This window comes from Novosphingobium sp. YAF33 (assembly GCF_052113265.1).
GTDB lineage: Bacteria > Pseudomonadota > Alphaproteobacteria > Sphingomonadales > Sphingomonadaceae > Novosphingobium.
In genome coordinates, this window is record NZ_JBFRCW010000002.1 from 500,123 (window position 1) to 525,896 (window position 25,774).

The window sequence follows — 25,774 nt, forward strand, 5'->3', positions numbered from 1 at the left end:
GGAAGCAGCCGAAAAGCCTCACGCCCCTTCGGAGGGAATCCGCAGGCCATGCCGCGCAGCAAAGCGGGCGAACCGGGTGAGCCACAATCCCGCGCGGCCGTCCGGTTCGAACAGCGGCGCGCCGTGACCGCCCTTCTCGATCACGTAAAGCTCGCTGGGAATCTTCGCCGCCCGGCACCCCTCGAACATCGCCAGGCTGTTGCCGCAATCGACCACCGTATCGTCAGCCGCATGGCCGAGCAGTATCGGCGGCGCGGTCGCAGGAACCTCGACGTTGACCGAGTAACGCCGCGACAACGCCTCGCTCGGGTTCGCGCCCAACAGCTCGCTGCGCGACTGGGCATGGGCGAGCGGCGGCACCATGCTGACTACCGGGAAGAACATCCCCGCCACCAGCGGCCGCGCGTCCAGCGCATCGGCCGCGTCGACCGGATCGTAGACTTTGGCGGCAAAGCGCGTGGCGATGCTGCCGCACAAGTGGCCGCCAGCCGAGAAGCCGATAGCCGCCACATTCGCCGGGTCCACGCCCCACTTCGCGGCACGGGCGCGGATCACCCGCATGGCGCGCTGGGCGTCCTGCAAGGGCGTGTCCGGGCCGCCGGTCCAGCCGTCATGCGGCAGGCGGTAGAGCAGTTCGAAGGCGGTCACCCCCTGGCTGGCGAACCAGCGCGAGGTGGCGGAGGGCCTCGTGCCCATGGCCACGCGCGCATAGCCGCCGCCCGGGAATGTCAGCACCGCCGCGCCGGTGGGCTTGGCGGCGGGGCAGACCGTCAGCATCGGCGTGGCGACATGCGGCCAGGCGAAATCGTCGGGGTTGCCCTTGTTGGTGCGCAGCACGCGCTCCTCCTTCACGCCGCCCGAAGGCAGCCCCGGCGGCGAGCCCGGCCAGATCGGAAAACGCTCGAAGGCAGGCGTATTCTCGCCGCTTTGCGCCAAGGCGCGACCGGACAACAAGGGCGCGGCAGCCAGCGCGCTCAGCGAACCCAGAAATTGACGGCGATCACTCGACATATTGCACTCTCCCCGAAAGGTCATTCTATGCATCGGAACATGTTGAAAATCATTCGGACTTTGCCGCACCGGGAGCCATCGGCATGATCGGCGCCTCGCTTCTCCTGCTCGCCGCCGCGACGGCTTCCGCCCCCGACGTGGCGCCCAAGCCGCTGTTCCGCGACCCGGTGCATGACGGCGCCGCCGATCCCAGCACGGTCTACGATCCCGCCACGCGCGAATGGGTGATGTTCTATACGAACCGGCGCGCCGACCTGCCGATGGAGGACGAACAGGACGTGCGCTGGGTCCACGGCACGGCGATCGGCACCGCGCGCTCGAAGGACGGCGTGCACTGGCGCTACGGCGGCACGGCGGCGATCCCGGAAAGCTGCACCGGCGCGACGCTCTGGGCACCCGATATCGAGCGCTTCAACGGCCAGTGGCACATGTGGCTGACGGTGGTGCCCGGCGTCTACCGCGACTGGAACGCGCCGCGCTTCATCGTCCACCTCACCAGCAAGGACCTGAAATCGTGGACCTGCGGTGACAAGCTCGATCTCGGCTCCGACCGGGTGATCGACGCCAGCGTCGTCGCGCTGCCCCAGGGCGGCTACCGCCTGTTCTTCAACGACGAGCGCATGGGCAAGGCGATCCGCACGGCGGACAGCACCGACCTCACCCACTGGACGGTGAAGGACCGCCTGACCACCACGCCCGGCGAAGGGCCGAAGGCGTTCCGCTGGAAGGGTCGCTGGTGGCTGATCTCCGACGCGTGGAAGGGCCTGCTCGTCATGCGCTCGGACGTCGACGACCTTGGGGGCGACCATTGGACCACCCAGCCAGGCCATATCCTCGCCACGCCCGGACAAGCGCCGACCGACCGCGCCAAGGGGCAGCACCCCGACGTGATCGTCTCCGGCGACCGGGCCTATATCGTCTACTTCGTGCATCAGAGCGGAGAGGACGAGGCCAAGGCGAACCCCGACTGGCAGCGCCGCAGCGTGCTCCAGATCGCGGAACTGAAGGAGAAGGACGGCGTGATCTCGGTGGACCGCGACAGTCCCACCCATGTTCGGCTTACCGCGCCGAAGGAGCCGAGGCGATGATCGACCGCCGCAGCCTTTGCCTTGGCGGGGCGGCTCTCGCGGGCTGCGCCACCACCCGCATCGCCCCCGCGGAACCGGAAGGCCCGCTGCTCTTCGCCTATTTCAGCACGGGGAAGGGCGAGGCAGACGGGCTGAAACTGGCCGTCAGCGAGGATGGCTTCGCCTTCCGCACGCTCGGCGGCGGCAGGCCGTTCCTGGTGCCGCAAGTGGGCGAGAAGAAGCTGCTGCGCGACCCCTTCCTGTGGCGCGGCGAGGGGGTGGACGCCCCGTGGCACTGCGTCTGGACCACCGCTTGGGAAGGCGTGACCATCGGCCATGCCACCACGCGCGACTTCGTGAACTGGACGCCCCAGCGCGCGATCCCGGTCATGGCCTCGGTGCCCGGCACCCGCAATTGCTGGGCGCCGGAAGCGATCTTCGATCCCGCCACGCGGCGCACGGTCATCTTCTGGTCCAGCACCGTGACCGGCCGCTTCGCCGAGACGGCCGGAACCTCGGAAGGCGGCTACAACCACCGCCTCTGGTACACGACCACCGCCGATTTCGAGAGCTTCGCCCCGCCGCAAGTCCTCTACGATCCCGGCTTCAGCGTGATCGACGGCACATTCGCCCCGGCCCCGGACGGCGGGCTCTGGCTGGTCGTGAAGGACGAGACGGTCGAACCTCCGCGCAAGTGGCTGCGCGCGGCCTCCGCACGCAGCCCGATCGGCCCTTTCGCGCCGCTGGGCGAACCGTTCACCGCCTCCTGGGTGGAAGGCCCGATGACCGCGCGGATCGGCGAGGACCTGGTCTGCTATTACGACGTCTATCGCGACGGCCGCTGGGGCGCGAAGTCCACGCGCGACATGGCGACCTGGCAGGACGTGAGCAACCGTCTGGCGATGCCGCAAGGCGCGCGGCACGGCTCGCTGGTGCGAATCGACCGGAAAATGCTGGGGGCGCTGGAGGCCTGAAAAAGCGGCTCCCGGATGGAGGATCCGGGAGCCGATAGTTCCGGCGTGGGAGGGCCCCGCCGTATTCTTCAAGATCAGAACTTCACGTTGACGCCTGCCGAGATCGTGCGGCCCACGCGGGTCTGGAACAGCGTGTCCTGGCGCTGGCTGTCGGTGTAGAGGCTGTTCTGCTCGTCGGTGAGGTTGGTGCCCTCGACGATCAGCTTGATCGCATCCGAGATGTTGTACGAGGCCGAGGCATCGACATAAGTGGTCGCGCGGTTGCCCACCAGGTCGCTGCCGGGCGAGGCGGGGATGCCGCGGATGAACGGTCCGCGATAATTGATCGTGCCGCGGATGGAGAACTTGTCGTTCTCCCAGAACAGCGTGCCCGAAGCCGTGTCCTTGGACAGGCCGACCAGATCGTCCTTCACGGTAACGGTGCAGACGCCGCCCGAGCTGGAAAGGCAGTAATTGATCTTCGACATGACGTGCGTGTAGTTCGCCAGCACGCCGAAGTGGCTGATGAAGCCCGACGCGAAGTTGAACGGGATCTGCGCGTTCAGCTCGATCCCCTTGAGCGGGCCGCCCGGCGTATTGGTGGGCGTGGCGATGTTGAACAGCTCGTCCGGGGTGGTGTTGCTGCCGGTCAGCAGTTCGTTCGGCAGGCCCAGCGAGCTGAACGGAACCAGCGCGTTCACGCTCTGCACGTAAGTCTTGATGTCCTTGTAGAAGAACGCTGCCGACAGCAGCGAGCCGGGACGGAAGTACCATTCCACCGCCGCATCGAACGTGTTGGCGCGGATCGGTTCGAGCAGGGGATTGCCAAGCGATCCCGAGCGCGTGGTCGCATTGATGGCCACGGTCGGCACCAGCTGCGTAAGCGCCGGGCGCGAGAGGACCTTGGCGGCGGAAAGGCGCACGAGCAGGTTCTGCACCGGCTCGATCACGATGTTGGCGGAAGGCAGCCAGTCGTCATAGCTGCGCGCAACGGCGCGGTACTGGCCGCTGAGGCCGGTTGGCGACGTGGGGTCGGACAAGTTGATGAAGCCCGAGGAACGCTGCCAGGTATGGATGTAGCGCAGGCCCACATCGCCGCGCAGGCCGAAGCCCACCGCATCGCTGAAGTCGAACGTGCCCATCATGAAGGCGCTGCTCTGTTCTTCCTTCACGCCCGGATTGGTCTCGCCGCAGCCGGTGCAGGTGCGGGCATCGAAGAGGTTGTAGGCATCGGCCAGCTTCTGCCAGTCCAGGCTGGCCCAGCTCGACGGCGCGCCGTGGCCCCAGAGGCTGTCCACGCCGGTGATCTGCGTCGTCAGGTCGGCCAGCGAGGTCCCGGCCGGCAGGGCCTGAACCAGCGTATCGGCGGTGTAATAGGTGGTGAAGCGCTGCTGGAACTCGCTGGAGCGGAACTGGCCGCCGAAGTGCAGCTTGAACGCATCGGAGAACTCGTAATGCGCGTTGACTTCGCCCAGCGTACCTTTGGTGGTGTTGCTGGCCGGCTTGCCCTGGAGGCTGAAGCCCCCGGTGACGACGCCGGCGCCCGGCGTCGGGCCGTAGAGGAAGTTGGACGGATCGGACACGTCGAAACCGAAGCCCAGCACGGGCGTCTGCCCGCCGCCGGTATAGTCGATCGCGAAGTTGTCGGTATCCAGCGCATCCATGAAGTACTGCATGCGGACCTTGTCCTTCCACACGGACTCGTTGAGGCCGAACTTGGCGTCAACGGTCAACCGGTCGTTGAACCGGTGCATGAAATTGAGGTTCGCCTGCTTGAACGTGGTCGAATACTTCGAGTGCAGCCCTTCCGAGCGCACGTCCACGCCGTCCAGCAGGGCATATTCCACCGAGCCGAGGTCGGAAAGCTGCACGTCCTTCAGCGACATCATCGGATAGCCCTGGTTCGATGCCGAGCGGCCGAACGAAATCGCCTCGATGTAGTTGTCGTCACGGGTCACGTTGAAGCGTGAGTAGAGCAGGTCCAGCGAGATGTCGGTATCGTCGTCGGGCTTGTACTGCAGGGTCAGCGTGCCGCCGATGCGTTCCTGCGTCTGCTCGGAATTCAGGTAGCGCGGGATGCGCGGGAAGAAGGCGCCGCTGCCGGGGGTGTTCGGCATGTCGTCTCGGCGGGCGTCGTAGACGGTCTGGTAGGCCGCAGCGTCGCCGGTGCGCGGGTTGCCGGTGGAGCAATTGGTGGCGCTGGCGCCGGACGCGGCGCTGTTGCCGGGGTTCTGCGGGGTGAAGCCGAGCGGCGAGCAGAACATGCCGTTCTGGTTGGCCGAAAGGATGTCCACCGCCGAATAGCCCACTTCGCGCGTGTGGCGCTTCTGATAGGCGAGCGAGCCGAGCACGCCGAAGCCGCTGTCTCCGAACTGCTTGGACACGAGCACCGATGCGCGCGGATCAACTTTCTTCGACAGTTCGTTCCAGACGCCGCGTCCCGTGGCGGAGAGCACGAAGTCCTTCGCCTGGTCCATCGGCTTGGGCGCGCTGAGGTCCACCGTGGCGCCCAGCGAGCCTTCCTCGACATCTGCCGAGGGCGTCTTGCGCACGGTCAGCGCCGAGAAGATTTCGGTCGGGAAAACGTTGAAGTCGAAGCTGCGGCCATTGTTGCCGGCCCCGTAGATGTCCGAGCCGCCGGTCTGCGCGGCGGCTTCCATGCCGTTGATGCGCACCCGGGTGAAGTCGGCGCCGAGGCCGCGGACCGAGATGTTCTTGCCTTCGCCGCCGTCACCGCGCTGAAGCGCCACGCCGGGGATGCGCTGCATCGATTCCGCCAGGTTGGAATCGGGGAACTTGCCCAGATCCTCGGCCTTGATGGTGTCGATCGCCGCCGTTTCCATGCGCTTGTCGGCCAGGGCCGCGTTCAGCGAGGCCCGGAAGCCGGTGACGATGATCTCGGAAGGGCTGGGCGTGTTGCCGGCGGCGGCCGACTGGGCGCCGGTCGCTGCGGCGCTCTGCGCGCCGTCCTGCACGGCGGCATCGGCTGCGCCATCCTGCGCGGCGGCCATGTGCGGCGCGGCGAAGAGGAAGGCGGCCACCAGGGCCGGAGCCGAGGCGCGGCTGCGCATGACGGATTTCGAGAAAGCCCTTCTCATTTCCTCACTCCCAAATCTTGTTCTTGCTTCGAACATTGCCCACTATGTGGGATTGAGTTACACAATATATGACATTTTCGCTCAGTTCCAGTCAAAATCGCTTCCCACCGGTTCCTCATCCGTAATTCCACGCATGGAAGCACCGCTTCGTCGTGAGTGAGGTGACCGGGAGTGATTGACTCTGATCGTTCCCGATATATGCCCTTGCGAACCGTCATGTGGGATAACGCGCCGGAACGAATCTGGCCAGAGACCAAAGAGAGGATCATCCGAAATGTCCCTGAGTTCGGCTCTCGCCCTGGCCTTGGCCGCGGGCACTTCCGCCCCGCCGCCCGCGATCGACATCGACCTGGCCGGCAAGACCCCCGCGCAGATGCCCGACTACCGGCCGGGCCAGGCCGAAGTCGGCCGGAGCGGCATCGAACGCCGCGATGCTTCGGGCGGTTTCCTCTATTCGGTGGCGCTGCCCCAGGGCACTTACCGCGTGACGCTGACCCTGGGAGACCGGCGCAGCGCGGGGCTCACCACGGTGAAGGCCGAAAGCCGCCGCCTGTTCCTGCGCGACATCGCCACCCGGCGCGGACAGACGGTGACGCGCAGCTTCCTGGTCGACGTGCGCGACGCCCGCCTGCCCGCCCAGCCCGCAGGCGCGCCGCGCTTCGGCCAGTCCGTGCTGCTGGACGAGCGCGACCTTGCCAGCTTCAGCTGGGACGACAAGCTGACCTTCGAATTCCTCGGCCAGCCGCGCGTCTCCGCCATCCATATCGAGCCCACCGACGCCCCGCGCCTGTTCCTGGCCGGCGATTCGACCGTGGCCGATCAGTATACCGAGCCTTTCACCAGCTGGGGCCAGATGCTGCCCGCGATGCTGGACGATCGCATTGCCGTGGCCAACCACGCCAAGTCCGGCGCGACGCTGAAATCCTTCATCGCCCAGCTCCGCTTTTCCAAGGTGCTCACGCAGGTCCGCAAGGGCGACTGGCTGTTCATCCAGTTCGGCCACAACGACCAGAAGGCCGAATGGCCGATGACCTACCTCGATCCCGAGCTGACTTATCCCGCCTACTTGCGCAGCTATATCGCCGAGGCCCGCCGGCGCGGCGTCCATCCGGTGCTGGTCACTTCGCCCGAGCGCCGCAATTTCGACGAGGCGGGAAAGATCAAGGACACGCTGGGCGCCTATGCCGCCGCCGTGCGCAAGGTGGCAGCGGAGGAGAACGTGCCGCTGATCGACCTCAACCGCGACAGCATCGCCATCATGCAGGCCCTGGGGCCGGAAGTATCGCCCCGCGCCTTTGCCGAGAACGGCAAGGACAGGACTCATAACGACAACTACGGCGCCTGGCTGTTCGCCGCGGCCATCGCCCGTCAGGTGCGCGAGAAAATCCCCGAACTGGCGTCCCACGTCCTGCTGAAGGACTTCGATCCCGCCCATCCGCCGCTGCCCGAGGATCTCCCGATCGCACCCAGCATCGCGCTGGAGGAAAACAAGCCGGAGGGAAGCTGACACGGCATTCGCCGCCAGAATGGCAATTGACGGACGCTTGTGGACGAGTTACCAAATATCGGTATTGGTATCCACATAATGGAACTTACGGGAGAGTGATGTGCCGGATACTGGGACGGGGTCGATCCACGCTTTCAGGATGCAGTTGAAGCCCGGCACGGTCGAGGAATATCGCCGCCGTCACGACGCGATCTGGCCAGAACTCTCCGCCCTGCTGACCGAGGCCGGCATCCGCGACTATTCGATCTTCCTCGACGAGGATAGCCTGTCGCTCTTCGCCGTCCTGCGCGTGACGCCGGACAACAGCCGCGAAACCCTCCCCGACCATCCGGTGATGCGCCGCTGGTGGGACTACATGGCGCCGCTGATGGAAGTGGAACCGGGCAACCGTCCGGTCGAATGGCCGCTCCCCCTGCTGTTCCACATGGATTGAGCGGCATGAAGCGCGCGTTCCTCACCGCTCTGCTGCTTACGGCCCTGCCGCTTCCTGCATTTGCGCAAGAGGCGAAGCCCACGGCCGATCTTTCCGCGCCGGTCCAGACGTTCGGCCGCGTCTCCTTCGATGCGCGCTCGCTGATGATCGACGGCAAGCGGCAGGTGATCTGGTCGGGCGAATTCCACCCCTTCCGCCTGCCCAGCCCGGACCTCTGGCGCGACGTGCTGCAGAAGATGAAGGCCAGCGGGTTCAACACCGTCGCGCTCTATTTCGACTGGGGCTACCACTCGCCGAAGCAGGGCGTCTACGACTTCAGCGGCATCCGCGATCTCGACCGCCTGCTGACCATGGCGGAGGAAGAAGGCCTGCTGGTCATGACCCGCGCCGGGCCTTACGTGAACGCGGAAGTGTCGCGCGGCGGCTTCCCGGGCTGGCTGGTCAACCAGAAGGGCCGCGCACGCACCGACGATCCCGAATACATGGCCGCCGCCGACGAGTGGCTGACGCAGATCAACGCCATCATCGCGCGCCACCAGATCAACGGCGACGGCAAGGGCCACAAGGGCTCCGTCATCCTCCACCAGATCGAGAACGAACTGGCGCTGACCACCCCGGCCCAGCGCCGGTACATGGATCATATCTACGCCAAGGCCCGCGCCGACGGCATCACCGTGCCGATCTTCCACAACGACCAGGGCCGCAACGGCTACTGGGTGCCGGAAGGTTCTTCCGTCGACAAAGTCGTTCACGGCCCCAACGACATGTACGCGTTCGACGGCTACCCCGGCGGCACTTGCACCGTGGAGGGCAAACCCACGCGCAGCGTGGCCGCGCCCGACTGGGGCTTCTACGGAGCCGGCGGCGCCAAAGGCGGCGCTTCCGCTTCGCCGAAGACGCCCGGCTTCCTGGCGGAATTCGGCGGCGGCTGGTTCGATTACTGGGGTTCCAACGGCAGCTACGCGTGCAACGCGGTCCAGCGCGGCAAGCGCTTTCAGCGGGTGTTCTACGGCACCAACCTGGCCAACGGCATCGGCATCCAGAGCTTCTACATGGTCTATGGCGGCACCAGCTGGGGCTGGCTGCCCGCCCCGGTGGTCTTCACCAGCTACGACTACGGCGCGGCCATTTCCGAAGCGCGAGAGCTTCGCGAAAAGGCGCTGGAGATGAAGCAGCTGGGCGGTCTGATCGCCTCCGTACCCGACCTTGCGGGCATGATCCCGGCGGGCACGCCCGAGATCTCCTCGCCCAACATCCAGGTCTACCACAACAAGAGCCCCGAAACCGACGCGCGCTTCCTGATGGTGACGCACAAGCCGTCGAACGGCCAGACCGACGACAGCTTCACCGTTACCGCCGCGCTGCCGGATGGCCGCTATACTTTCCCGATGCGGCTCAATGGCTTCGACGCCAAGTGGCTGGTCGCAGGCGTCAATCTGGGCGGGCAGCGGCTGGTCTATTCGACCTCCGAACTGCAATCCGCGTCCAAGGCCGGAAACGCCGACCTGCTGCTGCTCTACGGCCGCGCGGGCGAGGCTGGCGAGACCGTGCTGCGCTATGCCTCGGCGCCGAAAGTCGAGGTTGTGGAAGGCGCCGCGGCCACCGCTTTCGATGCCGCCAAGGGCGACCTTAAAGTCACCTACACGCACACGGGCCGCACTGTCCTGCGGGTGACCGGCGGCGGACGCGGCGACCTTGTGCTGATCCTTGCCGACGAGGCTGAAGGCAGTCGCTATACCCGCGCCGACACCGCGAGCGGTCCCGTTCTGGTGCGCGGGCCGCAGTTGGTCCGTCATGCTTCGCTGCGGTCCGGCGTACTCACGCTGACCGGCGACACCGACGCGGCGGGCGCCATCGAAATCTGGGCGCCCGGCGCGGCGCGCTCGCTCTCGTGGAACGGCGCGCGTATCGCCGCCAAGCCCACTGCCATCGGCAGCATCGCCTCCAGCGCCCCCCTGCCCGGCCCCGCGCCGGTCGTGCTGCCCGCACTCACCGGCTGGCGCATGGCCAAGGGGTCGCCCGAGGCCGATCCGCAGTTCGACGACAGCGCATGGCAAGCGGTCGGCGGCAACCGCCCCAACGCCAGCATCACCCAGCGCCCCGACGGCCAGCCGAACCTCGCCATGGACGCCTATGGCTTCCATGAAGGCGACGTCTGGTATCGCGGCCGTTTCGAGGGCAATCCCGGCGCGAAAACCGTCTCGCTGTTCTACGGCGCGGGCGGATCGGGCCTCGTGCAGGCATGGCTCGACGGCAAGTTCATCGGCCAGGCCGAGACGCCGAGCGGCCTCCCCCGCCCGATCACCACCGGCACCGTCACGCTGGACCTGCCGCCCGAAGCGCAGGCGGACGGCGGCCACGTCCTCTCGGTCATGGTGCGCAACAACGGCCATAACTGGGACCTCGACGCCGACGACTTCCACAAGGAAGCGCGCGGGCTGATCTCCGCCTCGATCTCGCAGCCCGGCGGGCGCAGCTTTGCAGTGCCGATCGCGTGGAAGATCCAGGGCAAGCGCGGCGGCGAGGATCTGGCCGATCCCGTGCGCGGCCCTGCCAATAACGGCGGCCTCTACGGCGAGCGCATGGGCTGGCACCTGCCCGGCTTCGACGACCGCCAGTGGACCGCCGCGCAAGTCCCCGCGAGTAGCGCCACACCCGGCACCACCTGGCTGCGCACCGCCTTCGACCTTGCCGTGCCCAAGGGTCAGGACGCCACGATCGGACTCGCTTTCGGAGACACCGAAAGCCCGCGCTCGGCCGCGAAATACCGCGTGTTGATCTTCGTCAACGGCTGGAACATGGGCCAGTTCATCGCCCATGTCGGCCCGCAGCGCGTGTTCCCGATCCCCGAGGGCGTGCTCAACCACCACGGCACCAACCACGTCGCCCTCGCGGTGACGAGCGACGGCGCGCCCGGCGATGCGTTGGAGGCGGTCAAGCTCATCACCCTCCGCAACGTTCGCGGCGGAGTGCCGGTGCAGATGGTCGCTGCGCCGACGCGCCCCGATCAGTTGAAATGACCGGCGCCGCGCTCAGCCGCCGCCAGTTGGGCGTTGCAGGCGCAGGCGCGCTTTGCCTCGCCGCCCTGCCGGGCGCGGTGCGTGCTGCCCCCAGAAAAGGCGCCCGCCCGTGGCCCTACCTGATCGGCGCGGACGTCTCCTGGATTCCCGAGGACGAAGCCGCAGGCGCCACCTATTACGAGGACGGCCAGCAAAAGGACGTGCTCGCGATCTTCCGCGATGCCGGGTTCAACGCGATCAAGCTGCGCCTCTTCGTCGATCCCGCGAAGGGTTATTCGAAGGACAAGCCCGGCGGCCCGTGGTGCGACCTGCCGCGCACCATCGCGTTCGCGCAGCGGATCAAGGCGGCGGGTTTCCACCTCTCGCTGACCCTCCACTATTCCGACACCTGGGCCGATCCGCAGCATCAGGACAAGCCCGCTGCATGGGCCGAATTGCCCTTCCCCAAGCTGGTCGATGCCGTCCACCGCCACACCGACGAGACTTTCGCGGCGATGAAAGCCGCAGGCGTCGCGCCCGATCTGGCGATCCTGGGCAACGAGACGACCTTCGGCATGCTCTGGCCCGACGGCCGCGTGCCGCTGACCATTCCCACCGGCAACCCGGTGACCGACCAAGTGCACTTGAACGTGCCCGGTGCGGGCGGCTACGACAAGTTCGCGCTACTGCTCAAGGCCGGGATCGCCGCCACCCGCGCGCAGCTTCCCGGAACGCCGATCGCGCTGCACAACCACCTCGGCCGCCACTGGCCCATCGTCCAGCACTGGACCGACAGCCTGATCGCCCGCGATGTCGATTTCGATGCGCTGGGCTTCTCCTGCTACCAGCAGGCGGCGCAGGGCGACTGGGAGCGGACGTTCACCGAATTCGGCCGCCGCTATCCGGACAAGGGCTTCTTCGCGATCGAGTATTCCTCGCGCAAGCGCTACCTGAACGATCTGATCCATGCCCACCCGAACGGCTGGGGCAGCTTCATCTGGGAACCGACCCGCCATCAGGAAGCGATCTTCCAGAAGGACGGCAAGAACGCCGGCGAAGGCCCGCGCCCCGACTTGCTCTCGCAAGGCCTCAACGCGGCGGAAGCCCCCGGCGCCACGCCCGCATTGGCATCCGACATGCCGAAACAACCCGAAAACCATGGCGGCCGGTACGACGCCGATCCCGCCTTCCTGCAACTCTACCGCCGGATGGCGCGCGATTACGGAGTCCTGAAATGACCCATCACGCCCCCCGCCGCAGCATCGCCCACAGGAGAACTTGAGTGGCCGCCCTTACCCATGACATCCCCCGCCAGCAGGTCACCGCGGCGATAGACCTGCTCATGCACAACCTCGTCAACATCAAGGACGAAACCGGCGAATTCCTGCTCCGCCTCGAAGACGGCCGGGTGATCGACACCAAGGGCTGGGCCGGCTGGGAATGGACTCACGGCGTCGGCCTGTTCGGCATGTGGCGCTATTTCGAGCAGACCGGCGACGAGAAGGCGCTGGAGATCATCCGCCAGTGGTTCGAGGACCGCTTCGCGGAAGGCACGCCCACCAAGAACATCAACACGGTGGCCCCCTTCATCACGCTGGCCTACCTTTACGAACTGGACGGCGATCCCAGCTACATCCCCTATCTCGACACCTGGGCCGAATGGCTGATGGCGCCGGACGGCCTGCCCAAGACCGAGGAAGGCGGCTTCCAGCACATCGTCTACAACGACGAGAACCCCGGCGAACTCTGGGACGACACGCTGATGATGAGCGTGCTGCCGCTGGCCAAGATCGGCCTGCTGCTGGACCGTCCGCAGTATATCGAGGAAGCCAAGCGCCAGTTCCTGGTGCACATCAAGTATCTGGCCGACAAGAAGACCGGCCTGTGGTTCCACGGCTGGGACTTCACTGGCCGCCACAACTTCGCCGAAGCGCTCTGGGCGCGGGGCAACTGCTGGGTGACGATCGCGATCCCGGAAATCATCGAACTGCTCGATCTCGAACCGGGCGATGCCTTCCGCATGTTCCTGATCGACACGCTGGCCGCACAGGTCCGCACGCTCGCCGCCACGCAGGACGCGGAAACCGGCCTGTGGCACACGCTGATCGACGATCCCACCAGCTACCTTGAGGCCTCGGCCACGGCAGGCTTCGCCTATGGCATCCTGAAGGCGGTGCGCAAGGGCTACCTCCCGCGCGAATACGAGGCGGTGGGCATCAAGGCGGTGCGCGGCGTGCTCGCCAATATCGACGATGCCGGAGAGCTTCAGCAAGTCAGCTTCGGCACCGCGATGGGCGACACGCTGCAGTTCTACAAGGACATCGCGCTCACCTCGATGCCTTATGGCCAGAGCCTTGCCATCTGCGCGCTGGCCGAGTTCCTGCGGACCTATATCTGACGATGCGCGGGGCGGCCTTTCTTGCGGTGGCGGCGGGGCTTGTCCTCGCCCATCCGGCGCAGGCGGCCGCTCCGGAGTTCGTGCATTTCACGCCCGCGCGCGGCGACTTCGCGCTGGCGCAGGACGGACATGTCGCCCAAGTCGTGACCTCGGCCGGGGACCACGAACTGGTCCGCATCGCTGCCGAGGATTTGCGCGGAGACCTGGCCGCCGTGACCGGCGCGAACGCCGCTTCGGACGTGCAGGTCTGGATCGGCACGCTGGGCCGCAATCCCGCGATAGACCGGCTTGTGGCGGCGGGCCGGGTCGATGCCGCAAAGCTGCGCGGGGCCTGGGAAAGCTTCCTGATCGTGCCGGTTTCCAACCCCGCACCCGGCGTGAAGCAGGCATTGGTGATCGTGGGCAGCGACCGGCGCGGCACCGCCTACGGCGCCTACGAGATCTCCCGCGCGATCGGCGTCTCGCCCTGGCACTGGTGGGCGGATGTGCCACCCCAGCATCACGGCAGCCTCTACGTCTCCGCCAAGGCCCGGCGCTTCGGCCCGCCTTCGGTGCAGTATCGCGGCATCTTCATCAATGACGAGGACTGGGGCCTCGTTCCCTGGGCCGAGGGCGCCGAACCCGATGAACCCGCCCCCGGCCCGAAGACGTATGCCAAAGTCTTCGACCTGCTGCTGCGGCTACGGGCCAACACGCTCTGGCCCGCCATGCACAAGGCCAGCCGCGCCTTCAACGCCGATCCCGCCAATGCCGCCCTGGCCGAGCGCTACGGCGTGGTCATGGGCACCAGTCATGCCGAACCGATGCTGCGCAACAACGTGGGCGAATGGACCGGCAAGGCGGAAGACTTCAACTACCTGACGAACCGCAATGCCATGCGCGACTACTGGCGCACGCGGGTGAAGAGCAACGCCGCCGACGAGACGATCTGGACCCTCGGCCTGCGCGGCATCCATGACAGCGGCATGATCGGCCCCACGACCAACCCGGAGCGCCGCGCGGTGCTGGAACAGGTCTTCGCCGACCAGCGCGATCTCCTGCGCGAGGCGGGGATTTCCGGCGCCCCGCAAGTCTTCACGCCCTACAAGGAAGTGCTCGACATCTACCGGGCCGGGCTGAAAGTGCCGGACGATGTCACCCTGATGTGGACGGACGACAACTTCGGCTACATCCGCCATCTCCCCGATGCCGCCGAGCGGGCGCGCAGCGGCGGCAACGGCGTCTACTACCACCTCTCCTACCTCGGCGCGCCGCTCTCCTATCTCTGGCTCTCGACGACGCCGCCTGCGCTGATCCGCGAGGAAATGGGACGCGCGTGGGACAAGGGCGCGCGCAAGATGTGGATCGTCAATGTCGGGGACATCAAGCCAGCCGAACTGGGCGTCGACTACTTCCTCAGCCTTGCATGGGACATCGAGAGGACAAGGACCCAGCCTGTCGAGACATGGATGGGACATTGGCTCGCAGACATCCTCGGGACCGGACAGGGACGCGGCGCGGAAGCGGGCACGGACCCGCAGGCCGCCGCCGTCATGAGCGACTACTACCGCCTCAACTTCGCGCGCCGGCCCGAGCATCTGCAATGGTATCTGCCGGGGCAGAAACCCCATGCCAGCCCGCTGACCACGGCCGAGGCCGACGCACGGCTCGCCGGTTTCGCGGCGATGGAGCAGCGCCTTGCCGCCCTGCGCCAGCAGGTCCCGGCCGGGCGCGCCAATGCCTTCTTCGAACTCGTGGACTACCCGGTATCAGCCTCCGCCGCCGCCAACCGGCGCTTCTTCGCCGCCGAGGCCCACGACGCGCTGCGTGATACCGCCCCCGCCGAAAGCTGGCGCCGCGCCCGCATCGCCGCCGAGGCGGACGCGGCGCTGACAGCCCTGACGCGCCGCTACAACCGCGACACCGCGGGCGGCAAATGGCGCGGGATCATGAATGTCGAGCCCGCGGATGGGCAGTGGCGCAGCTTTCGGCAGACCCCGCCGGTGGTGCCCGCGCTCGCCGCCTTGCCGGACATCGCAGCCCCGGCGCCGGAGCCGGAGCCGCGATCCGCGCTTCCCCTGCTCCGGCCCGAACAGTTCACGCGCCGCCCCTCCCCGAACGGCCCCTCCCCGCACGGCAACTCCCCGCAAGGCTCAGCCTGGCGGCTGGTGGAAGGCCTCGGCCGGTACGGTGCGCTGCTGGGCGCCGGTGCGGCGTCCGCCTCCGCGCAGGCCGCGATCACCCTGCCGGCGGGTCGCTGGCAGGCCGTAGTCGATCTGCTGCCTGCCTATCCCTCCGACAATGGCGAGGCACTGCGCCTGACCATCCGCATCGACGGCAAGCCGCAGGTCCTCGAAATCCCGCGCCGCACCGGTGACCGCGACTGGGCCGATGCCGTGCTCGACAACCGCATTTCCGTGCCGCTCTCCGCTCTTCTGGAAGCCGGCCAGCACAAGGTAACGATTGAATCCGGCGATCCCGCCGTGATGATCGAAGCCGTTCGCTTCATGCCTGCTGACAAGTCCATTACTCCGACATAATAACAGACCCAATCGGTCCGCCCACGAAGGCGGGCCAGACAAGAACAATACGGTGAAGGATCCTGTAGTGCCCCAAAGCCAGTCCGTGGCCGCGCGTCCGGTGCGCCTGAGAAACTACCTTGCCTATGGCTCCAACGACGTGCTCGGGGCCGGGTCGATGGCGGTGATCTCGGGCTGGGTGCTGATCTTCTACACCCAGTTCTGCGGGCTTTCGGCGGGGCAGGCCGCAACCATCTTCGCGGTGGCGCGCGTGCTGGACGCCTTCGCCTCGCCGATGATCGGCTATATTTCCGACCACTTCGGCACCACCGCGCTGGGCCGCCGGTTCGGGCGGCGGCGCTTCTTCATCCTGGCCGCCATTCCCCTGCTGCCCAGCTTCGCCCTCATGTGGCTGCCGGGGCAGAGCTTCTGGTACTACCTCGTCAGCTACGTGCTGTTCGAACTGGTCTACGCGATGGAGATCATCCCGTTCGAGACGCTGGCGGCCGAGATGTCGAGCGACTATCGCACCAAGGCCAAGTTCGCGGGCTTCCGCATCCTGTTCGGCCAGGCCGCCGCGATCCTGGCGGGGTTCCTGCCGCTCTGGCTGATCGAGGCGCTGGGCCGCGACAGCGCGGACACCTTCTTCTACATGGGCCTGATCTTCGCCGCGCTGTTCATGGTGACGGCGGCCATGCTCTACCTGTTCAGCTGGGAGCGTCACGGGCCCGGAGGCGTGCCGCTGCCGCCCGAACAGCGCCATTCCGCCGGCCCGCTGGAGGCGCTGAAGGCGCTTTACCGCAACTTGTTCTCGACCATGCGGATCCGCGCCTTCCGCCTGCACTTGGGCATGTATTTGGGCGGCTATATCAGCCAGGACGTGTTCAACGCGGCCTTCACGTTCTTCGTGATCTTCGCGCTGGCGGGGACCACGGCGGTCGCCTCCGGGCTGCTGGGCACGATGTACATCGTGCAGTTCGTGGCCGTCATCATCGCCATCAACATGGCCCTGCGCGCCTCGCCCAGCCGTGCCTACCAGATCGCCGCCGCCAGCTTCGCGGCGGGCGCGCTGACGCTGATCGGGCTCTGGTCCATGGGCATCACGGCAACCAGCGCCATGATCTGGCTGCCCATCGCGCTGGCAGGCCTGGGCCGCGGCGCGCTCAACTACATTCCCTGGGCGACCTACAACTACATGGCCGACGTGGATGAGATCGTCACCGGCCGCCGCCGCGAAGGCGCTTTCGCGGGCGTCATGACTTTCGTGCGCAAGGCCACGCAGGCCGCGGCCGTAGCCGGCGTGGGCTTCGTGATGCAGGCGGGCGGCTTCGTTTCCGGCGCGGCGCAGCAATCGCACGGCGCCATCCTCACGATCGCGCTGCTGCTGGGGCTGGGCACCGTGGCCATGCTGGTGTTCGGCGTGATCGTCTCGCTGCGCTTCCGCCTTTCTCCCGCGACTCATGCCGTGCTGATGCGCGAGATCGAGCATCTGCGCAGCGGTGCCCGCACCCCGACCAGCCCCGAGGCGCAGGCGGTGGTGGAGGACCTCTCCGGCTGGCGCTACGATCAGCTCTGGGGCCGCAACCCGCTGGTCGAGCAGGACAGTGCGAACGGCGATCTGGGCAAGCCCGTCAATGCCGGGCATTGACCGCCGCGGCCTGCTTCGGGCGGGCAGCGCAGCCGCCCTCGCCGCGGCCCTGCCCGCCCGAAGCCTTGCCGCCGCCGCGCAGGCCGCGCCTCTGGAACTCGATGCTTCCCGCCCCGGCCGCCCGCTGAAATCCGGCCATTTGCGCATGGGCACGGGTGAGGGGCCGGGTGGCACACTGGGCATCGACAACCTCACCCTCACCCGCGACGGCAAGCCGTGGCTGCCGATCATGGGCGAATTTCACTTCACCCGCTTCCCGGCCGAATACTGGGACGAGGAACTGGCGAAGATGAAGGCCGCCGGGATCGGCGTGATCGCCAGCTACGTGATCTGGAACCATATCGAGCTGGAACCGAGCCGCCTCGACTGGACCGGCACCCGCGACTTGCGGCGCTTCGTCACGCTCTGCGCGCGCCACGGGCTGCTGTTCTTCCTGCGCCCCGGGCCCTGGTGCCATGCCGAAGTGCGCTTCGGCGGTATACCCGACTGGGTCGTCTCCGCCACGCACCCGCGCTCCAACGATCCTGCCTACATGGCCGAAGTCTCCCGCTTCTGGCGCGCGATGGCCGGGCAGATCGACGGCCTGCTGTGGAAGCAGGGCGGACCGGTGATCGGCATGCAGGTGGAGAACGAATACAACCTCTCCGGCCCCGGCCAGGGCCGTGCCCATATCGCGGCGCTGAAGGGACTGGCGCGCGAAATCGGGATCGACGTGCCGCTCTACACCGTCACCGGCTGGGACCGCACGGTCTATCCCAGGGGCGAGGTGGTGCCCGTTCATGGCGGCTATCCGGATGAGCCCTGGTCCGCCAGCACGGAACGCCTGCCGCCCAAGGAAAACTACCTCTTCCGCTTCGACAGCCGCGTGAGCGGAGACCTGGGCGCGCAGACCCGGGCCAAGGGCCGCGGCGATGCCGACGACGACATGGAAGACACGCCTTTCCTCGGCGCCGAATACGGCGGCGGGGTGCCGGTCATGTACCGCCGCCGCCCGCTGATCGCCCCGGCCGACATCGCGGCGGCAGTGCTGACGCAATTGGGCTCGGGCGTGAACCTGCTCGGCTATTACATGTTCCACGGCGGCTCCAACCCGCTCGCCCATGGCCGCGCGCTGGAGGAAACGCAGCGTTCGGGCGGCTACAACGACGTGCCGGTGATCGGCTACGACTTCCAGGCGCCGATCGGACAATACGGCCTGCCCGGCCCCGCCCATGCCGCCCTGCGCCCGCTCCACTACCTGATCGACAGCCACGGCGCCGCACTTTCGCCGATGCAGGTCCATGCCCCGGCCGTGCAGCCGCGCGACAAGGCAGACCTCGCCACCTTGCGCTGGTCAGTGCGCAGCGCGGGCGGCAGCGGCTTCCTCTTCGTCAACAACCACGTCCGCCAATATCCGACGCCGGCCCATCCCGGCACGCAGTTCACCGTGCGCCTCCCCGGCGGCCCGGTGACGCTGCCCTCCGCGCCGGTCACGATCCCGAGCGGTGCCAGCTTCGCCTGGCCCATCGGCATCGACCTCGACGGCCTGCGCCTCGCCTGGGCCACCGCGCAGCCGGTGACGCGGCTGGAGGACGGTGAAGGCCCGATCCATGTCCTGGCCGCGACGATTGCCGACGATGTGGAAGTCGCCATCGACGGCGCGAGCCTTCAGGACGGGCCGGCGGGCTTCCGCCGCGACGGTGCGGGACGCTGGATCGGGCAGGTCCGGTCCGGACCGGAACGGCTGCTGCGCTTCGTCACCGCGCAAGGGGCGGCAGTGCGGCTGCTGGTGCTGGATCGCGCCTCGGCCGGGCAGACATGGGTTGGCACATTTGGCGGGAAACGACGGCTGATCCTGACGGACGCCGACGTGATGTTCGCGGGCGGCGAGCTGGAACTGCGTCAGCGCGGCAACCGGGACTTCGCTTTCGCCATGATCCCCCCGGAGCCCGGGATGAAAGCGGACGCCGCCCTGACCCGGCACGGCGGCCACCATGGCGCGCGCGTACCCGGTCCCGTCGCGGCATCCGTCGAGGCCCGGCAGATCCGCCCGGCGGGCGAAGCGCCGGCGCCCGTGATCGGCGGCCCGGCGAAGACGGTGCTCCAACCGTTGCCGGAAACCTGGAAAGCCGCCGCGACATGGGAATTCACGCTCTCACCCGCGCTGCTGCCCGAAGGCGGAGACGCCTTCCTGGAGATCGCCTGCAAGGGCGACATCCTGCGCCTGCACGATGGCATCGACTTGCTGGACGACACTTTCTGGGACGGCCAGCTATGGCGCATCGGCCTCAAGCGCTTTGCCGGGCGGCTCGGACGGCCCTGGCGCCTCTCGATCATGCCGCTGCGCGTCGATGCGCCGATCTACCTGGACGACAAGGCGCGGGCCGCGCTGCCCGCTGCCGGGCAGGTCGCGACACTGGATTCGCTGCGCGTAGTGCCGGAGCACCGCCTAAGGGTGCGGCCGCCCCGGCCATGACCCGGCTGCTCGCGGATTAGCCCCGCGGCGCGCGGTAGCCCACGGCCTCGCCGACCTGCCCCGCGGTGGCGACGATGGCCGCGACCAGATCGTCGACGATGTCGTCCGTCAGGTAATGGGCCGCGCTGGCGATCGAGATGGCGATGCAGATCTCGCGGCGCGCATCGCGGATCGGCACTGCGATCGAGCGCACGCCGTCGCCCAGCTCGCTGTCGTGCAGCACGTAGCCATGCGCCTTGTGCTCCCGCATCAGCGCCACGTATTCCTTCACCGCCTTGGCCGAGACCTTGCCGCCATTGGCTTCACGGTAGAGGTCTTCCCAGACCTTCTCGTCCTCGTCCAGCAGCAGCGCCTTGCCCAGGCCGGTTTCGGCGATGGGGCGGCGGTCTCCCGGCGCGGTCGCCACGCGAAGACGCTGGCGCCCGGTCACGCGGTCGAGGTGGCGGGACCAGTCCCCCTCGCGCTTGCCCACGAAAACGCAGAAACCCGTCTTTTCCGAGAGCTTTTCCATGAACGGCCGCGCCACCCGCACATAGTCGATCTGCTCGGTGGCCATGACGCCCAGTTCCAGCAGCTTGGGGCCGAGACCGAAGCCATCGCTCGTCACCGAGAGATAGCCGCGGGACTTCAGCGCCTGCACCAGGCGGTGCGCGGTGGTCTTGCTCATGCCCAGCTTGCGGGCGAGATCGGCGGCGCGGATCGGGCCGCCGATCACTTCGTCCATGATGTCGAGCGCACGCATCAACGTTTGCGTGCCCTTGACCTCGACTTCGGGCTTGTCGTCGCGAAGTGCCGTCATCGTTCGTGTCTTTCTCCGGATCGGTCCACTTTGCGGGACGCGAATCCATTTGTTCCACCTGCTCTATACCCTCGGGCGCGGCGGTCAATGGGAGAAGACGGAGACGGAGGCGCCCGCAGGACGGGCGGGTCTGGAGCGCATCCGATCCTGCTGCGGGGGCTCTACCGCTTTCGGGTTTCTGGCTTGCCGCGTTTGCCGCGTCATCAGGCGATTCCACCCGATGGGAAGACGTTCTAGGCGGTGAAGGTCCGCTCGGTGTTGCGCCGGATCGACAGCAGGCCGATCAGGCTGAGGATCGCCGCCGCCGAGATATACGTGCCCACATATAGCACGCCGCCCTTGTCGGCCAGCGTCTGGGCGATAGCGGGCGCGAAGCCGCCGCCGAAGATGCCGCCGACGTTGAAGGCGATGGACGATCCCGTGTAGCGGACCCGCGCGTCGAAGAGCTGCGGCAGGAGCGAGGCGACCGGACCGTAGACGAAGCCCATCGTGAACAGGCCCAGGCACAGGAAGGCGGCGATGGCCGAGAGCGATCCGGCCGCGAACATGGGCCCCATCAGCAGGCCCACCCCGATGGCGCCCAGGCAGCCGGCGATCAGCACGCCGCGCGAACTCCAGCGGTCCGCCGCATAGCCGGCCAGCACGATGCCCAGCGCCATGAACAGGATCGCGAACAATTGCACGCCCAGGAAGCTGCGGCGATCGTAGCCCAGCGTCTCGGTGCCATAGCCCAGCGCGAAGGTCGTGGTGAGGTAGTAGAGCGCGAAGCAGGCGATCACCGCGAAAGTGCCGGCCAGGGTCTGGCGCAAGTGCGTGCGGAACAGCTCGACGATCGGGATCGACTTGGGCGGGGTTTCCTCCAGCACGGCTTCGAAGGCCGGGGTTTCCGTCAGCTTCAGGCGGATCCACATGCCCAGGCCGACCAGCACCGAACTCAGCAGGAAGGGAATGCGCCAGCCCCAGGCGAGGAAGTCCGCGTCGCTCAGGGTCATGCTGAAGACCAGGAACAGCCCGTTGGCGGCGATGAAGCCCACCGGCGCGCCGAGCTGGGGAAACATGCCGAAGCGCGCGCGGTAGCCGGGCGGGGCGTTCTCCACCGCCAGCAGCGCGGCACCGCCCCACTCGCCGCCGAGGCCCAGGCCCTGCGAGAAGCGCATGAGGCACAGCAGCAGCGGCGCGAACCAGCCGATGCTCTCGTAAGTGGGCAGGAGGCCGATGATCACCGTGGCGCCGCCCATCAGCAGCAGCGAGGCGACCAGCGTGGACTTGCGCCCCACCCTGTCGCCGAAGTGGCCGAACAGCGTGGCGCCCACCGGCCGGGCGATGAAAGCGATCGCGAAGCTGGCATAGGCGGCCAGCCGCTGCACCGAGGGCGATTCCCCCGGAAAGAACAACGGGCCGAATACCAGCGCCGCAGCGGTGGCGTAGATGTAGAAGTCGTAGAATTCGACGGCGGTACCGACCAGGCTGGCGGCCAGGACGCGGGAATTGCTGCGATAGACGTTCATCGCCGCGGCTCCGCGATACTGCCGCACCATCCGATCACACCCGACTCTTCAACCGACACTTTGGCGCCCCTGCAAGGCTCCGCCCTGGGAGCCGCTTCGTTTCAAGCGGCCCGCCTTAGAGCAAGCCTCGCCGGTTTACAGCCGAAATGCGCGCAACAATATTACGCGGATCAGCTCGCCGCGGCGAGGCGCTTGCCGGTGACCAGCGTCTGCACCACGAAGAGCACCATCAGGATCGCGCCGACCGAGCCCACGAACAGGTCGAAGCCCGAAACCATGCCGAACAGGCCGCGTCCCGTGCCCAGCAGCATCATCATCGCGGTCAGGCCGATCAGCATGAAGCGCAGTTCGGTGGGGCCGGCCTGGAGATACGAGAGCTTGAATTCGCCAAGGACCCGCGCGGCGAGATAGGCGTGGATCGACAGCAGCAGGTAACCCACCAGCGCCACCATCGCCACGTCCATCGTGACATAGGGACTGGTGCCGATGCCCCAGACGATCAGCGCGGTGGTCAGGCCGTCGCAGCTATGGTCGATGAAATAGCCGTAGGAGGGACGCTCGATCTTGCGGAAGCGGGCGAGGCTGCCGTCCATGGAATCGCCGAACCACTGCACCACGTATCCGGCCATGGCCAGCCAGAGCCAGCCCGGGGACAGGTTGCTGGCCGTATAGCCCGCAAAAGTCATGAACGCGCCCAGCAGGCCCCCGGCGGTCAGCAGGTCCGGCGTCACCCAGCGGGGCATGCGGGCGCAGAGCCATTGCAGGAGCTGCCGCTCGCGCCGTGCCAGCAGGTTTTCCTGGATGCGGGTCGGCGGGGCGGGATGGGCGGTGGTCTTGGCGTTCATGCGGATCTTCTCGATTATCGGGGGGCGAAGTTGCTGGAGGTCGAAGCCATGTCGATCAGGACAGGGCACAGCCAGCCGCTTCCCGCGTGCGCGGCGCGCGAGACTTGAATCCTCAGGATTTTACAGAGTTCCATGAGCGGCTCCTTTATGCGGGAGCTCGTTGGTCTCTCAGTCGCCGGCGCGCAAATTCCAGTCGGCGATCCGGCCTCCATAGCCGACGATGCGCCGATTGGCCAGTTTTGGGGCCCTTGGCGATCCCGCCACGCCCACCGCTCGCCGATTAAAGCCGCGAAAACAGCGGGATCGGAGAGAACATCATGGAGATCAATCCGCCCAGGCTCAGCGCCACGAGCGTCGCGCCGGTCAGTTCCATCAGCCGGCGCGGGGAAATGCGGCGGGTGAGCAGGGCGCCGAACGGTGCGGCCACCACGCCGCCGATCAGCAGGCCGCTGGCGGCGATCGTCAGCGATTCCACGCCCAGCCTGCCGATGAAGGCGGTGAGCACGGTGACGGTAACGAAGAACTCGGCGGCATTGGCCGTGCCGATCGCCATGCGCGGGGTCATGCCCTGGGCCATGAGGTTGCCCGTCACCATCGGTCCCCAGCCCCCGCCCGAGGCATCGAGGAAGCCCGCGATGAGGCCGAGCGGACCGACCAGCTTCATCCGCCGGTACGACTGCGGCCGCCGCGGCCCCCGCCAGATCAGGTAGAGCCCCACGGCTGCGAGGTAGACCAGCACGGCAGGGCGCAGGATCGCCATGCTGACGCTGGTGAGCACCCAGACGCCCAGCAGCCCCCCGGCGATGCCCGGCACGACCAGCCGCGCGAACAGCGGCCAGTCCACATTGCGCTGCAAGGCATGGGCGATGCCCGATGCGCCGCTGGTGAAGCTCTCCACCCGGTGCGTCACGGCCGAGGCCGCCCCCGGCGGCACCCCGAGCAGCATCAGCAGCGAGTTGGACAGGACGCCGAAGCCCATGCCCAGCCCGCCGTCGACCAATTGGGCGAGGAAGCCGGCAATGATGAACGGGGCGAGCGCGGCCCAGGGAATGGTCGCCGGATCGATCATCCGCCGGTCCTTCGGCGCAGGGAGGAAGCGGACCTGCCGAACCGTCCCGTCGGCGCGGTGGTCATGAACAGCACGGGGAAGCACAAGGCGATCACCGAAAGCACGGCGCCGGGAACCACGTCCGCGCCCGCCAGCCAGGGCAGGACCGCCGCCCAGATCGCCGCCACCAGCACGATCATCAGCGTCCTTTCCTGTTCGGTGTCGTTGAGCGCCGAGAGATCGGCGTTGACCCGGCCGTCGAACAGGGTGCGCAGGCCGGTGCCGACCCGGCTCTTGCGGTCGACCAGCATCGGCGGGAGGCTGGCATGGGCCAGGCAGCCCAGTCCTGCGCCGACCATGCGCAGGCCGACGGCGCTGGCGAAGCGGCGATATTCGGGGTTGCGGTCGCTGAGGACGCGCAGGCCCGCGCGTCCCCCGAAAGCGAGTTCGGCCAGGGCATTGCTTTCCGCCGCCGGGGCCGTGACAGGCTCCGCCGCGTCCTGGGTGGAGATCACCCATTCGAGGATCGCCGAGGGCACGTCGTAGCTGGTGGCGCGCTCCAGCCCCTGGAAGCCCGGCGCCGAGTTCGCCTCGCAGATCCGGTAGCCTTCCTCGTCGAAGAGGATGTCGATCCCGGTCACGTCCAGCCCCAGCACGTCGGCCGCCTGGACCGCCAGTTCGGCCATTTCCGGCGGCGGATTATAAGCGATCCCCACGCCGCCGAGCGAGACGTTGGACTTGAACCCCCCGGTCAGCGAGCGCCGCTCCATCGCCGCCACCACGCGGCCGCCCACCACCAGCACGCGCACATCGCGGCCATGGCTGGCGCGGACGTAATGCTGGAGGATGAAGTCGGCCTGGGCATCGGCGCTTTCCAGCAGCCCGGCCAGATCCTCGAACTGGTTGCGATCCTCGCACTTGAGCACACCGGCCCCGCGCGTGCCCTTCAGCGTCTTGACGATCACGGGAAAGCCCAGTTCGCGCTCCACGAGGTCGACGTCGATGGGGAAAGTGCCCAGGATCGTGCGCGGGATCGGCAGACCGGCGCGGTTGAGCGTCTGCAGGGTGTGCAGCTTGTCCGCCACCTGCTCGATCGTCGCCGGGCCGTTGACCAGCCGCACGCCGCGCCGCTCCAGATGGCGCAGCAGGGCCAGGGTGAAATAGTCCGTCTCCGCGCCGGTGCGGCAGATCACGAAATCCGGCCGCTCCACCAGCCGCCCCTGGTAAGTCGTGCTCCAGCCTTCCTCGGAGCCGACCACCAGGTCGAACTTGTGGGGATGGAGCACTTGCAGCTCGATGCCCATGGCGCTGGCCGCTTCCTGGAAGCGCAGCACCTCGGGCACTTCCGAGTTCGCGGGATCAAGCTCGCGATGAAACAGTATCCAGCCACGCAAGGCTTCATTTCCCCCAAGGATAGACGGCGGCGGACCGATCCGCCGTGCCCAGTACGGCGTGCCCAGTACGGCGTGCCCAGTACGGCGTGCCAAGTGCGGCGTGCCAATGCATT

General features: G+C 67.6%; 17 protein-coding genes. 10 read left to right on the top strand and 7 right to left on the bottom strand.

What is annotated here, in order from left to right:
• Positions 1 to 18 precede the first annotated feature (18 nt).
• Entirely contained in the window at positions 19 to 1,011 is a 993-nt protein-coding gene (locus tag AB4Z00_RS06390) for an alpha/beta hydrolase (RefSeq protein ID WP_442045360.1), read from the bottom strand.
• Positions 1,012 to 1,094: 83 nt separating this feature from the next.
• Here AB4Z00_RS06390 and AB4Z00_RS06395 point away from each other — a divergent pair, with 83 nt between their 5' ends.
• Positions 1,095 to 2,099, top strand: coding sequence for a family 43 glycosylhydrolase (locus AB4Z00_RS06395; RefSeq protein WP_442045361.1), 1,005 nt, complete (start codon positions 1,095 to 1,097; stop codon positions 2,097 to 2,099).
• The gene (locus tag AB4Z00_RS06400) at positions 2,096 to 3,052 is read left to right on the top strand and encodes a glycoside hydrolase family 43 protein (RefSeq protein ID WP_442045362.1); all 957 of its coding nucleotides are present in this window, start codon (positions 2,096 to 2,098) and stop codon (positions 3,050 to 3,052) included. Before AB4Z00_RS06395 ends, AB4Z00_RS06400 begins: the two co-directional genes overlap by 4 nt.
• A gap of 74 nt (positions 3,053 to 3,126) precedes the next feature.
• On the opposite strand, the gene AB4Z00_RS06405 is transcribed toward AB4Z00_RS06400, so the two are convergent.
• Entirely contained in the window at positions 3,127 to 6,129 is a 3,003-nt protein-coding gene (locus tag AB4Z00_RS06405) for a TonB-dependent receptor (RefSeq protein WP_442045363.1), read from the bottom strand.
• 274 nt (positions 6,130 to 6,403) lie between these two features.
• Here AB4Z00_RS06405 and AB4Z00_RS06410 point away from each other — a divergent pair, with 274 nt between their 5' ends.
• The 8 genes from AB4Z00_RS06410 to AB4Z00_RS06445 all read left to right on the top strand — a co-directional run bounded on the left by AB4Z00_RS06410 (position 6,404) and on the right by AB4Z00_RS06445 (position 20,067).
• Positions 6,404 to 7,636 carry a rhamnogalacturonan acetylesterase gene (locus AB4Z00_RS06410; RefSeq protein WP_442045364.1) on the top strand — a complete coding sequence of 411 codons (1,233 nt, stop codon included), beginning with the start codon at positions 6,404 to 6,406 and terminating at the stop codon, positions 7,634 to 7,636.
• Between the two features lie 139 nt (positions 7,637 to 7,775).
• Positions 7,776 to 8,069 carry an L-rhamnose mutarotase gene (locus AB4Z00_RS06415; RefSeq protein WP_132267612.1) on the top strand — a complete coding sequence of 98 codons (294 nt, stop codon included), beginning with the start codon at positions 7,776 to 7,778 and terminating at the stop codon, positions 8,067 to 8,069.
• A gap of 5 nt (positions 8,070 to 8,074) precedes the next feature.
• Positions 8,075 to 11,089, top strand: coding sequence for a glycoside hydrolase family 35 protein (locus AB4Z00_RS06420; RefSeq protein ID WP_442045365.1), 3,015 nt, complete (start codon positions 8,075 to 8,077; stop codon positions 11,087 to 11,089).
• Complete coding sequence (locus tag AB4Z00_RS06425) at positions 11,086 to 12,306, top strand: glycosyl hydrolase 53 family protein (RefSeq protein WP_442045366.1); 1,221 nt, start codon at positions 11,086 to 11,088, stop codon at positions 12,304 to 12,306. The genes AB4Z00_RS06420 and AB4Z00_RS06425 overlap by 4 nt, the downstream gene beginning before the upstream one ends.
• Positions 12,307 to 12,350: 44 nt before the next feature.
• A complete protein-coding gene (gene bglB, locus AB4Z00_RS06430; RefSeq protein WP_134093377.1) occupies positions 12,351 to 13,466 on the top strand; it encodes a beta-galactosidase BglB in 1,116 nt (371 codons plus the stop codon).
• A 2-nt stretch (positions 13,467 to 13,468) separates the two neighbouring features.
• On the top strand, positions 13,469 to 15,985 hold the full coding sequence (locus tag AB4Z00_RS06435) for a glycosyl hydrolase 115 family protein (RefSeq protein ID WP_442045367.1): 2,517 nt from the start codon (positions 13,469 to 13,471) through the stop codon (positions 15,983 to 15,985).
• A gap of 52 nt (positions 15,986 to 16,037) precedes the next feature.
• Positions 16,038 to 17,612: an MFS transporter gene (locus tag AB4Z00_RS06440; protein ID WP_442045368.1), complete on the top strand. Its 1,575-nt coding sequence runs from the start codon at positions 16,038 to 16,040 to the stop codon at positions 17,610 to 17,612.
• Positions 17,599 to 20,067, top strand: coding sequence for a beta-galactosidase (locus tag AB4Z00_RS06445; protein ID WP_442045369.1), 2,469 nt, complete (start codon positions 17,599 to 17,601; stop codon positions 20,065 to 20,067). The genes AB4Z00_RS06440 and AB4Z00_RS06445 overlap by 14 nt, the downstream gene beginning before the upstream one ends.
• Positions 20,068 to 20,083: 16 nt before the next feature.
• Here the strand turns inward: AB4Z00_RS06445 and AB4Z00_RS06450 are convergent, their stop codons facing one another.
• The 5 genes from AB4Z00_RS06450 to AB4Z00_RS06470 form a co-directional block, all read right to left on the bottom strand.
• Complete coding sequence (locus AB4Z00_RS06450; protein WP_132267623.1) at positions 20,084 to 20,866, bottom strand: IclR family transcriptional regulator; 783 nt, start codon at positions 20,864 to 20,866, stop codon at positions 20,084 to 20,086.
• Positions 20,867 to 21,099: 233 nt separating this feature from the next.
• Positions 21,100 to 22,374 (bottom strand): MFS transporter, encoded by a 1,275-nt coding sequence (locus AB4Z00_RS06455; protein WP_442045370.1) that lies wholly within the window; start codon positions 22,372 to 22,374, stop codon positions 21,100 to 21,102.
• Between the two features lie 170 nt (positions 22,375 to 22,544).
• Positions 22,545 to 23,219, bottom strand: a complete 675-nt coding sequence (locus tag AB4Z00_RS06460) for a CDP-alcohol phosphatidyltransferase family protein (RefSeq protein WP_243654319.1) — start codon at positions 23,217 to 23,219, stop codon at positions 22,545 to 22,547.
• 280 nt (positions 23,220 to 23,499) lie between these two features.
• Positions 23,500 to 24,288: a sulfite exporter TauE/SafE family protein gene (locus AB4Z00_RS06465; RefSeq protein ID WP_132267626.1), complete on the bottom strand. Its 789-nt coding sequence runs from the start codon at positions 24,286 to 24,288 to the stop codon at positions 23,500 to 23,502.
• On the bottom strand, positions 24,285 to 25,661 hold the full coding sequence (locus AB4Z00_RS06470; protein ID WP_132267628.1) for an ATP-grasp domain-containing protein: 1,377 nt from the start codon (positions 25,659 to 25,661) through the stop codon (positions 24,285 to 24,287). Before AB4Z00_RS06470 ends, AB4Z00_RS06465 begins: the two co-directional genes overlap by 4 nt.
• Between the last annotated feature and the right edge of the window lie 113 nt (positions 25,662 to 25,774).

Coding starts and splice junctions, on each gene's coding strand:
- AB4Z00_RS06455 (WP_442045370.1), bottom strand. CDS start 22,374: ATGAACGTCTATCGCAGCAATTCCCGCGTCCTGGCCGCCAGCCTGGTC.
- AB4Z00_RS06400 (WP_442045362.1), top strand. CDS start 2,096: ATGATCGACCGCCGCAGCCTTTGCCTTGGCGGGGCGGCTCTCGCGGGC.
- AB4Z00_RS06395 (WP_442045361.1), top strand. CDS start 1,095: ATGATCGGCGCCTCGCTTCTCCTGCTCGCCGCCGCGACGGCTTCCGCC.
- AB4Z00_RS06390 (WP_442045360.1), bottom strand. CDS start 1,011: ATGTCGAGTGATCGCCGTCAATTTCTGGGTTCGCTGAGCGCGCTGGCT.
- AB4Z00_RS06435 (WP_442045367.1), top strand. CDS start 13,469: ATGCGCGGGGCGGCCTTTCTTGCGGTGGCGGCGGGGCTTGTCCTCGCC.
- AB4Z00_RS06410 (WP_442045364.1), top strand. CDS start 6,404: ATGTCCCTGAGTTCGGCTCTCGCCCTGGCCTTGGCCGCGGGCACTTCC.
- AB4Z00_RS06465 (WP_132267626.1), bottom strand. CDS start 24,288: ATGATCGATCCGGCGACCATTCCCTGGGCCGCGCTCGCCCCGTTCATC.
- AB4Z00_RS06450 (WP_132267623.1), bottom strand. CDS start 20,866: ATGACGGCACTTCGCGACGACAAGCCCGAAGTCGAGGTCAAGGGCACG.
- AB4Z00_RS06460 (WP_243654319.1), bottom strand. CDS start 23,219: ATGAACGCCAAGACCACCGCCCATCCCGCCCCGCCGACCCGCATCCAG.
- AB4Z00_RS06420 (WP_442045365.1), top strand. CDS start 8,075: ATGAAGCGCGCGTTCCTCACCGCTCTGCTGCTTACGGCCCTGCCGCTT.
- AB4Z00_RS06405 (WP_442045363.1), bottom strand. CDS start 6,129: ATGAGAAGGGCTTTCTCGAAATCCGTCATGCGCAGCCGCGCCTCGGCT.
- AB4Z00_RS06425 (WP_442045366.1), top strand. CDS start 11,086: ATGACCGGCGCCGCGCTCAGCCGCCGCCAGTTGGGCGTTGCAGGCGCA.
- AB4Z00_RS06415 (WP_132267612.1), top strand. CDS start 7,776: ATGCAGTTGAAGCCCGGCACGGTCGAGGAATATCGCCGCCGTCACGAC.
- AB4Z00_RS06445 (WP_442045369.1), top strand. CDS start 17,599: ATGCCGGGCATTGACCGCCGCGGCCTGCTTCGGGCGGGCAGCGCAGCC.